The following is a 16025-nucleotide window of genomic DNA, read 5'->3' on the forward strand; positions in this document are numbered from 1 at the left end:
CACGGCGGAGAAGACGAACCCGCACCACACACAGGACTCCCCGCGTCGTCCCCTGGGAAGTTCCAGGGTGCAACCCGGGCAGCGTGGCCTGGCGCGTTCGGCTGCGACAGGCTTCGCGGTCGCGGTGCGCGAGGCGGTGGTCGCGCGCGTGACGGGACGTGGGGCGGAGGCCCGGAGTCGGGCCTCGAGGCGACGCACCCGGTCCTCGAGCGCGGCGATCCGCGCGGACAAGCGCGCATGGACCTCCTCGGCGGGCACCGAGGTCTGGCGTCGGACGGGGGAGCGCATCTTAAGTTCGAGAGCGTGCCATGCTCCCTCCGAGGCCGGCAAGGAGACGTCGCGCGCGTCGGGGCGCGTGTTATGTCTAGCGATCCCGTGTCACCGACCCGCCCTCTCGCGAACCCCATCCCTGGCGGACCCTCCGAGGATCCGCTGCACGGCAGCTTCCGTTCCTCCTTGAGCCGCGATCGCGCTGAGGACGCCGCGCGCCGGGCCCAGGAGCTTCTCACCGATGAGGGGCTCGGCCGCCTGCTGACCACGCCGCGCGAGCGACGCGAAGTGGTGCCGCGCGCGCGGGAGATCTTCGTCAACCGCAACCTGCGCATGTCCAGCATCGAGCTCGTCGGCTTCGACATGGACTACACGCTGGCCATCTACCACATGCGCCGGCTGGAGCAGCTCTCGTATGACATGACGCTGGCGAAGCTGATGACCGAGTACGGCTATCCGCCCGTCATCGGCCACCTGCTCTACGATCATCACTTCGTCATGCGCGGGCTCGCCGTGGACCGCGTCAACGGGAACATCCTGAAGATGGACCGGTTCGGCCACGTGGGTCGGGCCTATCACGGCCTGCGTCCGCTCCAGCCGTCCGTCTGGCGCGAGCTGTACCGCTACAAGCGGGTGCGGCTGCGCAATCCGCAGTTCGCCTGGAACGACACGCTGTTCGCCCTGCCGGAGACGTACCTCTACTCGGGCATCATCGAGCTGCTGGAGTCGCTCGGGCAGCGCGTGGACTACGGCAAGCTCTACGACGACATCCGCGAGGCCATCGACACGGTCCACCGCGACAACTCGCTCAAGCGCGAGGTGCGCAAGGACCTGGGGCGCTACGTCTTCCTGGATCCAGAGCTGGGGCCCGCGCTGCACAAGCTTCGCTCGGGCGGCAAGCGGCTGTTCCTGCTGACGAACTCGGCGTGGGACTACACGGACGCGGTGATGCGCTACCTGCTGGAAGGGCAGCTCCCCGAGTATCCGAGCTGGCGCAACTACTTCGACTTCGTCGTGACGAGCGCGCGCAAGCCCTCGTTCTTCACCGAGAACAAGCCGTTCCTGGAGCTGGACTCGTCCACCGAGGAGGGCCGCCCCCTGCGCGAGGCCACGAGCCTGGAGCGCGGCGCCGTCTACTCGGGCGGAAACCTGGCGCAGTTCGAGGACTTCACCGGGCACCGGGGCGAGAACATCCTCTACGTGGGCGACCACATCTACGGCGACATCCTCAAGTCCAAGAAGTCGTCGCTGTGGCGCACGTGCATGGTCGTCCAGGAGATCGAGGACGAGATCTCCTATACGGACTCGCGACAGGTGGAGATCAACACCCTGTCCGAAGTCGAGGTCACCCGCGCGCGACTCGACGACGAGGTGAGCCACCACAAGTCGCGGTTGAACACCCTGGAGCGGAAGCTGGAGCGCGAGGGCCTGGAGGGCGACGCGCGAGCGAGCGTGGAGGAGGAGCGCCGCGCAACCAAGGCCGAGCTGGAGAAGCTGCGCCGCGCCCTGAAGTCCTCCACCGAGATCGCGGACACCCTGGAGCGCGACGTCGAAGAGGGCTTCAATCCGTACTGGGGCTTGCTCTTCAAGGAGGGCAACGAGAACAGCCGGTTCGGCTATCAGGTGGAGCAGTACGCGTGTCTCTACACGAGCCGCGTGTCGAACTTCCTGCACCACTCGCCCATCCAGTACTACCGCTCGCCGCGAGATCAGATGGCGCACGAGCGGGCCGGCGCGCTGTCCAGCAAGATGTCCCCGCTGGGGAGCGAGGGCCCGCCCAAGGGCTCGGGACGGGAGTAGGCCGGGCGCTTCAGCGCGCGGCCACGCGGCCCCAGATGACGTCCGTGTAGCGGGAGCCGGGCTCGGGCGTGAGGCCCAGCTTCTGTAGGTCATCCGAGTGCTTGGCGCCCTTCACCACCACCCACCGTCGTGCGACGCGCCTCCCCTCCTCCAGGGCTTCGGGCGTCAGCGGCGAGTGGTCCGCGAAACGCCGCAGCACCTCGAACGCGGGCTGGGCCTTCTTCGGCTTCGCGAACATCGGATCGAAGAACACGACGTCGAACGCGCCCGACGGCTGGGTCTTCAGGTACGCGTGGGCGTCCACGTTCAGCACGTCGATGGCGCACGAGTCTTCGCCACGCGGATAGCGCCGAAGCCCTTCGCCCGCGACGACGCACAAGGCCGGACTCTTCTCCAGGCCCACCACCCGCCCCGTGGGCCCCACCGCGAGCGACGCCATCAGCGCGTCCTGCCCGAGCCCCAAGGTGCAGTCCAACACCGCATCGCCGGGGCGAAGCTCGGCCGAGCGCACGAAGGCATCGTCCCGCGCCCCCTCGCGAAAGCGCATCCGCCGCAGGTGCGCCATGCCGGCATGGAAGCCGAAGGTGCCCTCGGGCTCCCACAGCGTCACGCCGTCGCCGCCGACCACGAGGATCGCCGCGGCCTTCGTACCCAGCCAGGGCGCGATGCCCTCCTTGGGCTTGCGCGGCAGGAACGGGAGACCCCAGCGACGAGCCACGGCGCGAGCATCGCGCTCCAGCTCCGCGTCCTTCTTCGCGCTGGTGGTGACCGCCAGGGGAATCACGCGCGAACCGCCACGGTGAAGCTCACGACTCCACGGCCTGCAGCTTCCGGCCACCCTGCATCTGCGCGACGGTGACGGACTGGTTCCGGCCATTGCGCTTCGAGTGGTAGAGGCACTGGTCCGCCAAATCGATGAGCTGCTGCTTCTCCAGGCCGTTGTCGGGGAACGTGGACACGCCCAGCGACATCGTGACCTTGAGCGGCCCCATCTCGGTCTGGAAGACCTCGGCCATGACGGCCTCGCGGATGCGCTCGGCGATGGCCTTGGCGCCCGGCACGTCCGTCTCTGGCATGATGAGGACGAACTCCTCACCGCCGTAGCGCGCCACCACGTCGGTGTCTCGCGCCATCGACTTGATGATGCGCGCCACGCCCTTGAGGACGAGGTCGCCCGTCGGGTGGCCGTAGGTGTCGTTGACGCTCTTGAAGTGGTCCACGTCCGTGAGGACGATGGAGCACTTGCGCTGGTAGCGGCGGGCCTGCGCGAGGATCTCGTCCGCCCGCGACTGGAAGGTGCGGTGGTTGAGCAGACCGGTGAGTCCGTCCGTCGTCGCCATCCGCTCCATCTGCTCGTAGAGCTGGGCGCGCAACACCGCCTGCGCGGCCTGGATGGCGATGACCTCGATCATCCGCAGGACGTCCTGATCGAAGACGGACTTCTTGCGCGAGCCCGCGACCAGCGTGCCCAGGATGCGGTCGCCCGCCACCAGCGGGAAGATCTTCAGGGCGCCGAGTCCGCGGATCTGCGTCTCGTCATCGAAGATGACCTGGCGGTCCATCGCCTTGATGTCGCGGCCCGGCAGCGGCGCGCCGTAGCGCACCACGTTGGCGACGAGCCCGTTGTTGTCCACGAACGTGCGGCCTTCCAGCGCCTTGCCCTGCGCCGTCACGCCCGTCATCCGGGCCACGCGGTGCACCCGTTTGCCGTCCTGCTCGGACACGAGCGTCACCGCGCAGAAATCGAGGCCCGCGAGCTGTCGCGTGCTCTCCAGCACCGCCACGAACACCTGATCCGGGCTGCCCGCGCGGTTCAGCTCCTCGATGGCGCGGAAGAATCGGTCCTTCTCATCGCGCGTCTTGCGGATGTAGCTCATCACCCGCTCGACCTCGATGGACCGCAGCACCTCGCCCGCGATGGTGGAGAGCAGCTTCTCGTCCTGATCGCTGAACGGCTCGTTGCTCAGCTTGTCCGCCACGAGCACGCCGCGCACCAGCCCGCTGCCCTCCAGGATGGGGACCGCGAGCAGCGCCTGCACCGAGGGGCCGCCGCTCTCGTAGTAGGTGACGCCCTTGAGCCCCTGCGGCGAATTCATCCGCACCGGCGCCCGGCGCTTGAGCACGCCGCCGATGACACCCTCGCCCGCGTTGAACTTCTCGCGGTGCACGCGCTCGGAGCCCGAGCGGCAGTCGTAGAGCTTCAGGCTCCGGTCATCGGAGGTGAGGAGGAACGCGGCGCACGTGTGCGTGCGGAGGCTCGTCTCGGCGATCTCCAGGGCGGCCTGCACCGCGCCTTCGATCTCCTTCACCGAGGCGACGAGCCACTTCTCGTCCGAGTTCATCCCGCTGAAGCTGTCCTGCGTGCCGGAGCTGACCAGGCGGAACGTGCGCGCGCGCTCCTCGACTTCGCGGATGCGCTTCTGCACCGCGTCGTTCTCGGCCCGGCGGGACACCGCGATGCGCGCCGCCAGCACCAGGTGGTAGAGGCCCGCGAACAGCGCGAGGAACGTCGCGTGCGTGGCGAAGCCCATGAGGTTGGGCACGGGCCCGGCCAGCGTCACCACCAGCCCGTCGAACACGAGCGCCACGCCCAGGAGCGTGAGCCCCGCGTTGCGCGGCAGGAACGCCACCAGGAACGCCATCAGCAGGTAGACGATGGGGAACAGCTCGGCGCCGCCGATGGCCACGACGATGAAGGCCGCGGAGATGAGGCCACCGCCCAGCTCCAGGTCATCGCGCAGGTCGATGACCGCGCCCACCGCGCCGCGCATCGCCCGCCGCCACGCGGCCATCGCGATTCCCACGAGCAGCACGCCCACCAGCGCGGCCTCGGTCCACCCCAGCGTCTGGAGGCCTCGGAAGCCTCCGCGCGCCAGGTGGACGAAGGTGGCCAGCGCGGCCGCCACCGGAATCGTCCGCACGAGTTGACGCAGCAGCTTTCCAGGCGAGGGCACCGCGGGAAGCGAGGTCATGGCGACTCCAGATGGAAGACGATCTCGCCCGGCTTCACATAGCCAAGCTCCTCGCGCACCGCCCGCTCCAGCGCGACGGGGTCCTTGCGCAGGGCGTTGATCTCCTGCCGGAGGACCTCGTTCTGCGTGGCCAGGGTCCGGTTGCGCTCCCGCAGCGACTCGACGTCCTGACGCAGGGACAGGTAACGACGGAAGCCCTTGGCATCCGCCACCGAGGCGAGGCTCAAGGCCACCGCCACCATCGCCGCCACCGCCAGGAGTTTCCGCCGCGCCGTCATGAACGCTGGCGAAGGTACCAGCGGTCCCCTCACCCGCAAGAAAACCGCTCCAGCCCTGTAGCAACCTGGGAGCGCGCGGACGCTCAGTCCTGGCGCAGCAGCTTCTCGATGGCCTTGGCCACCTCGGCCTGGCCCTCGATGCCCTGCCACGCGGCCACCGCCCTGCCCCACTTGTCGAGCAGCACGGTGCTGGGCAGCGCCCGGATGGGGCCGTACGCCGTCTGCCCGGCGCGCATGTACTCATCCGAGACGAGCACCGGGTAGTTCAGCGCGTAGTGGTCCGCGAACGGCGCCAGGACCTTGGCTTCCTCCAGGTCCATGCCCACCGCCACCACCTGGAAGCCCTGCGGGCCGTACTGCTTCTGCAGCGCCTCCAGCGTGGGCATCTCCGCCAGGCACGGGAAGCACCAGGTCGCGAAGAAGGAGACCAGGACGACCTTGCCGGACAGGTTGCGGTAGTCGTACCGGGTGGGCCCCACCGATGGCAGGGCCAGCGCTTGGATGAAGGCGGGCCCCGCATCCACGGGCTTGGCGCGCAGGTGACACGCCGTGAGCAGCAGCCCGGCCAGTGCACACGCCAGCGCGCGCCGCATGCCCGTCATGCCTCCGTCTTCGGGCCCAGGCCCCCGCTCTGGCAGTTACGACAGAGGCCGTACAGCTCCATCTTGTGCGACGTCACCGAGAAGCCGTGCTTGCGCGCGACTGCGTCCTGCATGGCCTCGATGCGGTCGTTCTCGAACTCGACGATCGTCCCGCAGCGGGTGCAGATGAGGTGATCGTGGTGCTCGCGGCCGGCCGCGGCCTCGTAGCGCGTCTGGCCGTCCCCGAAGTTGCGCGCGTGGGCCAGCCCACACTCGTTGAGCAGCTTCATGGTCCGGTAGACGGTGGCCACCGAGACCTTGGCGTCCTGCTCACGGACCTTGTTCCACAGCTCCTCGACGGACAGGTGCCCCCCCACAGAGAAGAAGGTGTCGATGATGAGGCTGCGCTGGCGCGTGCTCTTGAGGCCATGCTGGGCCATGTAGCGGGCCAGCACCTCGTCCTTGTTCTCGTCGTTCTCGTGTCCGGGGTGAGTCATGGTCATCTGCGAGCCTTCAATCGCCCCACGGGTGCCAGCGTGCATCGAGCCTCCTCGGGGAGCGGCCGGGCGCCCCCCGACCGAGAGTTCCCGTTGTAACGGCATGCCCTGCTCCGCGCGAGGGGGGACCTTTCATGGAAGGATGCCCCAGACGCCGAAGGAAATGGCGACCCGGAGTGTTGTACGCAGGATGTCTTCCCCCGGCCGCCGGGGGGCCACGCGGCCGGCGCGGCCGGTCGCACGAACGTCCGCAAGCCCCCGCCGAGGGCTTGCGCGGTCCGCTGGCTGTTTATGTTGAGGTCGGACTGGCTCATTGACACCTGTCTGGCGGCGAAGATAGAGGCAACCGCCCTCGTAAACGAGCAATTTTCCGCTACTTTCCATGACCAGCCCCTGGCAGAGAAGACGACAGCCCGATGATGTCCCTACCCCCGTGGCGGTCGCCGTGTCGGACTATTGCCGACGGGCGAAGGCCCCCGCTTCCGCGGCCGATGTTCGCGAGGCGCTTGCTCTCCTGGCGAACGAGGATGACTTCCGCGTCCGCGCACTGACCGACGTCGACCCGGAGACGACCCCGCTGGGGCCCTTCGCCGTGGTGGACATCCTCGGAGGCACCGCCGTGGGTGTGGCCGCTCAGCGCCAGTCCTGCGGTTACTACGACGTCGTGCAGGAGCTGGCGCGCGTGCGTGAGGAGAAGACGCCTCCGCCCGCCCCGGCCCCGCAGGCGCCCACCTTCGCGATCCCCGCGCCCCGGCCCGTGCCCGCGGGCGATCCCGACGAGGCGGCGCGCAAGCCGGACGTCTCGGTGGCGGATCGCATCGCGCCGCGCAAGCGCACCGCGCCGGAGCCCGAGGCCCTCCCGGCCATCGAGGACGAGCCGGGCGAGAGCGCCTTCCCCAAGAAGGACCTGCCCCGTCCGCGCGGTCGGTTCACCCGCGTGGAGGCCCCGCGCATCGCGTTCCTCGAGCTGACGCGCATGGAGGGCAAGGCCCTCCTGGAGGAGGCGATCGCCGCGGCGGAGCACCGCTTCTCGCTCCTGAAGACGCTCTCTCACCGGTTCAACGGCTCGCGCGGCGAGCTGACCCAGGTGGACATGGAGAACGTCCTCCGGGACCACGGCCTCATGGCCATCCTGGAAGCCAAGGAGAAGGGCAACCTCATCGAGGCCTACTCCACGCACCGCGGCGCCTCGGGCCGCGTGGCCTGGGCGCTCGGGTTGAGCCCGCATGAGCTTCAGCGGCTGACGGCCGCGCTGCTGTTGACGGAGGAAGTGGAGATGGTGCGCGAGCGCTTCCGGCGCGAGGCCCTGTCGACCTCTTCCCACCTCACCCAGCGGTTGGATCTCCTCGGCCGGGACAAGTACCTGGTGGACCTGGGCATCAAGAAGCGCTTCACCGACACGCTCCGCAAGGAGCTGGAGCGGCTGGTGCGCGACCAGCTGCCCGACGCCGAGGATCTCCACTCGCTCGCCGAGGCCGTGGGCCGCAAGCATGGCGCCCCGGGCGAGCTGGTCACCCGCGCCTTCGAGCGCCTGGGAATGAGTGAGTCGCTGCGCAAGCAACTCATGCCCGGCACTCCCCACTCTTCGCCCTGACGAGGACGCAACATGCCTATCTACGAGTACTCCTGCCAGAGCTGTGGAAAGACCATCGACGTGCTGCAGAAGATCTCGGATCCAACTCCCGAGGCCTGCACCGCGTGCGGCGCCGCCGGCTCGCTGAGCCGTGTGGTCAGCCGCTCCAGCTTCGTGCTCAAGGGTGGCGGCTGGTACGCCGACCTGTACGGCTCCACCAAGAAGGACGGGAGTTCCTCCTCCTCGTCTTCTTCGTCATCCACCTCGTCGTCTTCCACGTCGACGAGCAGCGGCGGTGGTGACTCGGGCAGCAGCGCGTCGTCCTCGGCGGCCCCCGCCGCTCCCGCGGCGACGTCGTCCACTCCCAAGACGTAGGCAGGTGGACCTCCGTGTAGGGCCTGGCGGAAAACTCGCGAGGCCCCGCGGAGGGCCCCAGACTGGAGGCGTGCCCTTTCCTCCCTCCAGTCGCCCCCCTCGCCACTGCGCGCTGTGCGGTCACCCGGAGCTGACGGACGCCCGGGGACTCGGTCGCTTCCTCCTCGTGCCGGACCTGCAGGGCCGAGGCCCCGTCTGCCCGCCGCAGCGAGGTTGCCGAGGCAAGCCGACCACCTCCACGGCGGCACTGACGCACGCGGCGCGGTGAGCTAAAGCAGACCTCTCGCGCTCCCTTGTCCTCGCGCGGAGGTGCCATGCCGACAGCCCGCTCCTTTCGACCTTCTCTCCTCGCCCTCGCGCTGCTCCTGGGAACGGGCTGCGCGTCGTACACGCGGATGTCCCCCGAGGATCGCTCGGCGCTGGAGCACCGCCTCACGGGCGTGGACGCGGAGCAGTACCTGCGCGTCTCCAGCTACGTCACGCCCTTCTTCGGCGATGCGTCCCGGCGCCTGCTGACGCCCTACTCGCCCGAGGACGTGGAGTACCTCAACGACACCCAGGGCAAGCCCATCTCGCCGGGCCCCGTCCAGGCCACGGTGCCCGCTGGGGCGCGCGTGCGAATCAGCAAGGTGGAGTTCCCCACGGCCTGGGTCGTCACGGAGCGCGTCCTGTACTCGCCGCGCACGTGGCCGTGGGTGTACCTGGAGGTGGAGGGGGCCCCCAACGGCCCGCCGCTCGTCCTGGTGCTGCCGCCGCAGCTCGACAAGCCGGAGGACTTCCGCGCCGAGCTGGAGAAGTACCTGTCCCCGCGCCCGCTGAAGCCCGAGCTGGACGCCCTGCCGACGCTGGTGAGGGAGGCCGTGCGCGAGAAGCGCCTGGTGGCGGCCATGCCCGCGGACGCGGTGCGGATGGCCTGGGGCCCGCCTGAGACTGTGCGCCGCTCGATGGAGGGAACCGCTCGCCTCGAGGCGTGGACGTGGCCCTCACGGCGCCGCGTGGCGAGCCTCTCCGACGGCCGATTGGTGAGCGCCGAGGAGGCGGGGAAGTCGCTGCTGCCGTGAGAGCCTAGCGACGGCGCTGCTGGCGGCGCTTGCCGCCTCCGCCACCGGACTTGCGCGCGGCCTGGGCCTCGCCCGGGCGCGTGAGGCGGGGAAGCTCTCCGGCCATCACCGGCCAGTAATCGCCCTTGAGCAGCTCCTGGACGAGTTGCGCCTGCGTCTGGATGTCGCGCTTGAAGAACGTGGCGCCGCGGCCGACTTCGTCCAGCGAGCCGCGCGCGTCGCTGCCGCCCACGCAGGGCAGCTTGAGGGCCTCGGCGGCCTCGACGGCCAGATCGTTGGCCGTCTGCTTCACCTTGGCGTTGTAGCCCTCCACCGCGCTCAGCACGTTGAGCGAGCGGATGAAGTCCATGGCGGGGTTGGGGACGTCGCGGTCATACGGCCGCGCCGCGACGATGGCGGCCCCGAGCGACTTCACCTTGGGCAGACACTCGGCGGCGCTCCAGGGCTTCTCGCGGTTGCTGCCCCACAGCTGCACGGGCTCGGGGACCAGCTCCGGCTTCGGGAAGAAGCACAGGTACTGTCCTCGGTCCGTCACCAACTCCAGCCCGACGAAGATCTTGAGCTTCGACTTGGCCGCCATGTCGAACAGCTCGTCGCACCCGTCCTGGGTGTTCGTCTCGGTGAACGCCACCCCATCCAGTCCGAACAGCGCCGCTCGCTCCAGCACGGCGCGCGGATCCAACTCGCAACCCTTGGACAGATGGGAATGGGCGTGCAGGTCGATGAGCATGGGCGCCGCTCCCTAACAGGCTCCCTGGGAGCTGTCGAGCCTGCCGCGTGCGCGCTGCCCCTCGGTTCAGGCGAAGGCGTAGGCCTGGAAGGAGCCCTGCTTGGCCTGGGTGTTCTTCTCCTCGTAGGTGCGAATGAGGTAGCCCATCAGCATCAGCGAGGAAGTGTTCTCCAGTACCCGGGCCGGGTCCTTGGAGATGAGGTTGGCGCTGTAGTTCAGGAAGAACTGGGCCAGTTCCTCCCCCGCCTCCTTGACGATCAGGGCGTTGAGCGCGCCCGGATCCATCGTCCGGATGGTGTTGATGAAATCCACCGCCAGGTCCTTCTTGGTCTTCACGTCCACGGCCTTCCCCCTTCGCCCCCGCCCCCGCGCGGTGCTTCCGTGCGCCGCGCCGCCCCACCCGAACCGGGTACGACTGGGGAAATCTAGGCACGCTCGGCGCCCTGCACACCCCCGCCCTTCGCCCCCCAAACCGCCACGTTCCAGGAAGCCGGCTTTTTGACACCTGTGAACGGCGTGTGCGATAAGCCTCGGTCAGCCTTTTCTCACCACCGCACAAGGAGTGGCAGGCGATGTTCACGGGCGTGAAGGTGTTCTCTGCCACCAAGGCCAAGGAGCGGGAGGAGCTGGGTGAGAACGTCACCCGCTGGCTCAAGAGCAACGCGGATCTGGAGATCGTGGATCGCGTCGTGTGCCAGTCTTCCGACAACGAGTTCCACTGCTACACGATGGTGCTGTTCTACAAGCACGCGAAGGGTCAGCAGCAGCCGTAGTCCTGGAGCCGGGCGCACGTTCTGGGCCCGGCATGCATCAGAGCCTGCGCCCCGTCATCACCCCGGCCCATGAGAGCTGCGCCTTGACCCACCCGCGCTTCGGGTGGTTCGCGGGCGCGAGGTCCAGGAACCGCTGGTAGTGGCGTATCCCCTCGTCCAGGTTCTTGAGTTGGCAGTACGAGAGGCCGAGCAAGAGCTGGCAGTCCGCGTTGTTCGGGGCCTTCTGCGCGCAGTCCTTCGCCACGGAATTCGCCAGCGAGTACTCCTTCGCGCGGACGAGGTCGTGGCCCTCCTCGAGGAGTTCCTGGATCTCCGTCGGCGCGGGCCCGAATGAGGCGGTGCGCACCGTCCCGTCTCCCCTGCCCCGACTCACGCTCGGCTTGTCCGCCGCGGGGACGACCTTCTCCAGGTGCAGCATCACGCTCCCCCTGTTGTCGGAGGCGTCATCATCGATGACGCCGCAGCGCAGGGCGCTCACGCCCGAGATGTCGCTCGTGCGCCCCTCATGAAGCAGGAGGACGCGGGGCTTCGGTATGGGCTTGGCGTTGGCCTCCTCTGCGCGCGGCGGCGCTTCCACGCAGCCGATCATCTGCGTGGTCCCCTTCCAGCGGCCATGCGTGAAGGCACCGCGTCCCACGGGCTCGAACTTCAGGCGGAACGTCGCGGTGGGAGAGAGTCCCTCGACCGACAAGGCGCGGTGGTACGTCACGTTCATCCAACTGGGCTGCACCCGAAGACGGACCTTGCGTCGAGTCTCGGTGTCCTGGATGTCGACGTTCCGATCCTTGGCGACCTTGACCGGCCCCACCTGCCAGATGGGGGTGTCCTTGGATTTGGTGACGCGGTCGACCTCGGGCGCGAGGGTGAAGACGTACAACATGGAGGCGCCTTTGATGTCGACGGGCTCGAAGGAGAGTTCCCCCACGGCGTCATCCGCGGCCACGTTGGGGCCCTTCAGGAAGTAGATGAGCGGTGACGACTCCGCGGCCCGCAAGGACTCCGACGCGCTTTCCGACAACTCATAGCGCGTCTCCGCATTGAGGACCTTGACGGCGGCCTTCGCCGGGGACACGAGCAGCAAGTGGCGCTGAGCGTCGAGGCGAATGCTGTTCGCGGGCCACGTCAACGTGTCCGTCTCCTCGATCTTCGTGTCCGTGTCCTCGGGCCTCGGGCTAGGGGCGCTGGGGGCCGCGGCATCGACAGGAGTCCCAGCAGCGGCTGCCACAGGCACGGGCGCCACGTTCCCGGGCAGGAGGAGCGCGCGCGGGTCGGGAGCAGGAGGCGGTTCGATGGGCCGAGGCTCATCAGGTCGCGTCTCGGGTGGCGGCGCGGCGGCCTCATGTGCTCCGAAGAAAATTCCCGCCACGCCCAGCAGGACGACCATGACCAGCCCCGCGCCCAGCCAGAGCCACCGCCACTGCGCAGGCTCCAGGGTTCGAGACGCTGCGGCGAGAGATGCCGTGTCGGCGAGCGGCTCCGCGCCGAGGACCTGCGCGACCTCCCGATCCGTGGTGGGACGCGCGGCAAGCGGCGCGGATAGCAGCGGCTTCGGCGGCGCGGTGGAGCGCCAGAGCGACAGCTCCTCTTCGAACGCGGGCGGCACCCGGGTGTCGCGGCCGATCACGGAGAGTTCTTCGCGAAACAGCATGCGCAGCAGATGGGCCAGATGCATGGCCGAGAAGCGCGGCGCGGCCGAGTAGAGGAACCCCGCCAGCGCATCCGCGAACTCATGGCACGACGGGTAGCGCTCCTCCCAGTCCACGGCCAGCGCGCGCATCAGGATGCGCTCCAGCGCCACGGGCAGGTCCGGACGCAGCTCGCGGGGACGCGGGAACTGCCCCGCGACAATGCGAGGCATCACCACGTACTCCGGCCCGGCGAGCGGCAGCCGGCCACACAGCATCTCGTAGAGGACCACGCCCGTGGCCCACACATCGGTGCGCCCATCGACGTCTTCGCCGCGTGCCTGCTCGGGCGAGAAGAACAGGTACTTGCCCTTCACCACGCCGGGCGCGGTGTTCACCGAACTCAGCGAGCGCGCCTTCGCGATGCCGAAGTCGACGATCTTCACCTGCCCCTCGAAGCTGACGAGCACGTTGTCGGGGGAGATGTCGCGGTGGACGATGCCCAGCGGCGCGCCGTTCTCCTCCGTTCGCATGTGCGCGTAGTGCAGGCCTCGGCACATCTCCATCGCGATGAAGGTCGCGATGGGCGCGGGAATGGCGGTCAGCCCCGTGTGGAACGCGCGCTTGAGGATGCGATTGAGCGGCTGGCCATCCACGAACTCCATGGCCAGGAAGTACTCGCCATCCACTTCGCCGAAGTCGAAGACCTGCGCGATGTTGCCGTGCGAGAGCGTCGCGGAGATGCGCGCCTCGCTGATGAACATGGAGGTGAACGCGTCGTCGGTGGCGTACTCCTGAAGCACCTTCTTGATCAGCACCGACTTGGTGACGCCCGCGGCGCCCATCAATCGCGCCTGCCAGGTCTCGGCCATGCCCCCACGGCCAATCCGCGACACCAGCTCGTACCGGCCAAACCGATCCCGCTGCGTGCTTGCCATTCCTCGGGACGATAGCGGCATGTCCGGAGACATCCGAGTCTTTCAGGTAACTAAAGACTTCCATTCCGAACCAGCGAGTCCAGATGCGGGCCATGAGGGTGGTTGGAATGTCTTCCCGTCAACACTGAGCGCGGCGCGGGGCTGCCTGCTCCTCGCGTTCGCCCGGAACGGGGCGGCGCGCCTCCCGGTCGGATTGTCTCCCACCCTCCCCCTCCCATCTTTCGCATGCACCGGAGGAGCAAGCGCCATGAGGTCGTCGGGGTGGACATTGCTGGTCGCCGTGGCCGTGGGAATGACAGGCGCGGCCTGTACGCGACAGGGCTCGGTCGGAGACACCACGGAGGGAGCGAGAGGCACGCGGCATGCGATGGCGCAAACACTCCCCTGGGAAGACCTGCTCGCGCCTGGCCGAAGCGGCGCCGCGGAACTGGAGTTCCTGGGCACGGTCACCGCCACCGGGGGCTCAGGCTTCTCCGCGGAGGACATCGACGGCGTCGAGCGGCCCTTCGTCGTCGGGCCCAGCACGCGCTTCGTTCTCGATGGGCACCCCGTGCAGCTCTCACAGCTGCAGCCAGGTGCCCAGGTCCACACGCTCTACGACGAGGAACAGGGCGAGTGGCTCGCCGATGAAGTGGAGATCTACCCCGGCACTCCCGCGACGGATCATCCCACCGCGGGCGCGAGTCAGTAGACAGCCAGCGCCTGCGGCAGGTGGTAGCTGACGATGGTGAGCACCGGGATGCCGGTGCCCTCCTCGTCATCGCTGGCGGAACCCGCCATCAAGCGCATTCCATCGAAGCGCGCGAGGATGACGTAGTCGCGACGTGGCTCCAGGAACGGATCCGGCGCGGACAGTCGTCCCAGCGCCTCGCGTCCCGTCTCGTCGGAGATGTTGTCGTAGCGCTTCACGCTGGCCGAGTGACTGACCCGCTCACGCGTGGACAACGCACCGCCCACGTGCCCATCACCCGTGAGCTCAGTTCGCCCCGCCACGTCACCCGACGTGGTGCGGTCCGAGTCCACGCGATAGCTGACGCCGAGGTCCTGGTTCGACGGCGCTGACTCCAAGGCGTGCTCGACCAGCCACACGGTGGGGCGCTCACCCGCCGCCCGTTGATCCGCGACCTGCGCGCGCAGCAGCACGTAGCGTCCCTTGTACGTGTCTGGACGCGAGACGGCGGATGCCAATGAGAAGATGGGGACCTTGTGGTCGCTGAGCGTCCGCAGCTCTCCGTCCACCACCCCGCCGCGCTGAGCCACCACGCGCGCGATGAGGTCGGCGCCGTCGGGGCGCACGAGCAGCTCGTCGGACCAGGGACGCCCCAGCAGCACGGAGAGCTGCGTGAAGGGCGTCAGCTCGATGCAGGCCTTGAGCGCGGCCCACGCATCATCACGGGAGGTGGCCTGGAGGCGCCGAGCCGCGGCCTCACACATTCCCGGGGTGGGAAAGCGGGCGACGAACGCCTTGGGGTCGCTGACGGAGGGAGCCGGCTCCGCGGGAGGAACCAACGCGGGCATCCGGCGCGACTCCGCGGGCGGAGCCGCCGACGCGTCGGCGCGGAGCGAATGGGTATGGGACGCGCCACACCCCAGGGTGAGCGCGCCCAGCGCGGCCAAGGCGGTTCTCGGGAAGCGGGACATCGTGCACCTCGAAAGGAAAGTGGCCTAGAGCGAGGCCGAGCCCGCGCGCTCCGCCGCCTTCTGGGGAGCACGTCCCGCCGCTGGAGCGGGCGCCGCGCGAGGAATGGAAGCAGCGGGCGGCAACATCATCGAGCACACGTCATGGCAGCGCGTGTCCAGACACGCGAGCGCCGCGGGCGAAGACTGCTGATGGGACACGTCCGCGTAGCAGCGGTCTCCCGTGCCAGGGCAGCCACTGCGCGCGGCGCACTCGCAACACGGCGAGGCCACGGCCGCCATGAGCTGAACCTCCTGGAGCACGGAGGACAGCGCGCGGTAGCAAGCGCGCGCGCCTGGAGCGAAGCGCCCCTGGGCGTCCACCACGGGCGACACGCCGTCGAGTCCACACTGCCCGACGACGCGCGCGTAGTTGCGCTCGCAGACGGCCGTGAGGGTCGCGTCGGACTGGCCGTCCCGTGCGACACGAATGGCCTCACCACAGAGGGCGCGCGACGCATCCTTGAGCAACTGGATGTTGGCGGCGTCCTGCTGCGCGTTCGGCGCGCCGACCTTGATGTCGGCCTCGAAGACACACTCCTTGCCGGAGCGGAGCGTGTCGATGGTGCAGGACCACGCGGTGGGCGACTCATCCACCAGCGGTGGGGCCGCGAGAGCCTCGGGGGGCAGCGCCGGTGCGGACTCGCGCGGCGCTGCGCCGAGGAGAAGCAGGGACACGAGCATCGCCTTCATGGGCCGAAGAGCGTAGGCCGAGGAGCCCTCGTTCTCCAACCTACCCAGTGAGGACTGTTCCCCGCAGGTCACCCCTCTGTACGGTTCGACGTGAGAGGTCCCCTCCCTTTGTCGAGTCTCCCCCGGTGCATCCCACTGCCGGGCGGGACTCCATCAAAAGGTGAGCCGTCACGGCCCACGAC

Annotated in this window: 17 protein-coding genes; 7 read left to right on the forward strand and 10 right to left on the reverse strand. The window is 68.9% G+C overall.

All coding sequences use genetic code 11. From position 1 onward, the window contains the following. Nucleotides 1-360: 360 nt before the first annotated feature. The gene (locus JGU66_32990; protein MBJ6765595.1) at nt 361-2070 is read left to right on the forward strand and encodes an HAD-IG family 5'-nucleotidase; all 1710 of its coding nucleotides are present in this window, start codon (nt 361-363) and stop codon (nt 2068-2070) included. A 10-nt stretch (nt 2071-2080) separates the two neighbouring features. Here the strand turns inward: JGU66_32990 and JGU66_32995 are convergent, their stop codons facing one another. The 5 genes from JGU66_32995 to JGU66_33015 all read right to left on the reverse strand — a co-directional run bounded on the left by JGU66_32995 (nt 2081) and on the right by JGU66_33015 (nt 6398). Further along, nucleotides 2081-2947: a class I SAM-dependent methyltransferase gene (locus tag JGU66_32995; protein ID MBJ6765596.1), complete on the reverse strand. Its 867-nt coding sequence runs from the start codon at nt 2945-2947 to the stop codon at nt 2081-2083. Further along, nucleotides 2877-5042, reverse strand: a complete 2166-nt coding sequence (locus JGU66_33000; GenBank protein MBJ6765597.1) for a diguanylate cyclase — start codon at nt 5040-5042, stop codon at nt 2877-2879. The genes JGU66_32995 and JGU66_33000 overlap by 71 nt, the downstream gene beginning before the upstream one ends. Next, entirely contained in the window at nt 5039-5320 is a 282-nt protein-coding gene (locus JGU66_33005; GenBank protein MBJ6765598.1) for a septum formation initiator family protein, read from the reverse strand. Before JGU66_33005 ends, JGU66_33000 begins: the two co-directional genes overlap by 4 nt. Before the next feature lie 83 nt (nt 5321-5403). Then, nucleotides 5404-5922: a TlpA family protein disulfide reductase gene (locus JGU66_33010; GenBank protein MBJ6765599.1), complete on the reverse strand. Its 519-nt coding sequence runs from the start codon at nt 5920-5922 to the stop codon at nt 5404-5406. Next, nucleotides 5919-6398, reverse strand: a complete 480-nt coding sequence (locus tag JGU66_33015; GenBank protein ID MBJ6765600.1) for a transcriptional repressor — start codon at nt 6396-6398, stop codon at nt 5919-5921. Before JGU66_33015 ends, JGU66_33010 begins: the two co-directional genes overlap by 4 nt. A gap of 382 nt (nt 6399-6780) precedes the next feature. Between JGU66_33015 and JGU66_33020 the strand changes: the two genes are divergently transcribed. From JGU66_33020 to JGU66_33035, 4 genes are all read left to right on the forward strand, one after another. Then, entirely contained in the window at nt 6781-7992 is a 1212-nt protein-coding gene (locus tag JGU66_33020) for a hypothetical protein (protein ID MBJ6765601.1), read from the forward strand. Nucleotides 7993-8004: 12 nt separating this feature from the next. Continuing rightward, on the forward strand, nt 8005-8346 hold the full coding sequence (locus JGU66_33025; GenBank protein ID MBJ6765602.1) for a zinc ribbon domain-containing protein: 342 nt from the start codon (nt 8005-8007) through the stop codon (nt 8344-8346). A 70-nt stretch (nt 8347-8416) separates the two neighbouring features. Then, on the forward strand, nt 8417-8614 hold the full coding sequence (locus JGU66_33030) for a hypothetical protein (GenBank protein ID MBJ6765603.1): 198 nt from the start codon (nt 8417-8419) through the stop codon (nt 8612-8614). A 46-nt stretch (nt 8615-8660) separates the two neighbouring features. Beyond that, nucleotides 8661-9407, forward strand: a complete 747-nt coding sequence (locus JGU66_33035) for a hypothetical protein (GenBank protein ID MBJ6765604.1) — start codon at nt 8661-8663, stop codon at nt 9405-9407. Between the two features lie 4 nt (nt 9408-9411). Here JGU66_33035 and JGU66_33040 read toward each other — a convergent pair whose 3' ends face one another. Then, nucleotides 9412-10137 (reverse strand): PHP domain-containing protein, encoded by a 726-nt coding sequence (locus JGU66_33040; GenBank protein MBJ6765605.1) that lies wholly within the window; start codon nt 10135-10137, stop codon nt 9412-9414. A 66-nt stretch (nt 10138-10203) separates the two neighbouring features. Continuing rightward, nucleotides 10204-10479 carry a hypothetical protein gene (locus JGU66_33045; GenBank protein MBJ6765606.1) on the reverse strand — a complete coding sequence of 92 codons (276 nt, stop codon included), beginning with the start codon at nt 10477-10479 and terminating at the stop codon, nt 10204-10206. Between the two features lie 230 nt (nt 10480-10709). Here JGU66_33045 and JGU66_33050 point away from each other — a divergent pair, with 230 nt between their 5' ends. Then, nucleotides 10710-10910, forward strand: a complete 201-nt coding sequence (locus JGU66_33050) for a hypothetical protein (GenBank protein ID MBJ6765607.1) — start codon at nt 10710-10712, stop codon at nt 10908-10910. 37 nt (nt 10911-10947) lie between these two features. On the opposite strand, the gene JGU66_33055 is transcribed toward JGU66_33050, so the two are convergent. Further along, the gene (locus JGU66_33055) at nt 10948-13473 is read right to left on the reverse strand and encodes a protein kinase (GenBank protein ID MBJ6765608.1); all 2526 of its coding nucleotides are present in this window, start codon (nt 13471-13473) and stop codon (nt 10948-10950) included. 247 nt (nt 13474-13720) lie between these two features. Here JGU66_33055 and JGU66_33060 point away from each other — a divergent pair, with 247 nt between their 5' ends. After that, a complete protein-coding gene (locus JGU66_33060; protein MBJ6765609.1) occupies nt 13721-14164 on the forward strand; it encodes a hypothetical protein in 444 nt (147 codons plus the stop codon). Here JGU66_33060 and JGU66_33065 read toward each other — a convergent pair. Both JGU66_33065 and JGU66_33070 read right to left on the reverse strand, forming a co-directional pair. Continuing rightward, entirely contained in the window at nt 14158-15114 is a 957-nt protein-coding gene (locus JGU66_33065; GenBank protein MBJ6765610.1) for a hypothetical protein, read from the reverse strand. The two genes, JGU66_33060 and JGU66_33065, sit on opposite strands and share 7 nt — an antisense overlap. A 24-nt stretch (nt 15115-15138) precedes the next feature. After that, complete coding sequence (locus tag JGU66_33070) at nt 15139-15843, reverse strand: hypothetical protein (GenBank protein MBJ6765611.1); 705 nt, start codon at nt 15841-15843, stop codon at nt 15139-15141. Between the last annotated feature and the right edge of the window lie 182 nt (nt 15844-16025).

The sequence above is a fragment of the Myxococcaceae bacterium JPH2 genome, from assembly GCA_016458225.1.
Lineage (GTDB): Bacteria > Myxococcota > Myxococcia > Myxococcales > Myxococcaceae > Citreicoccus.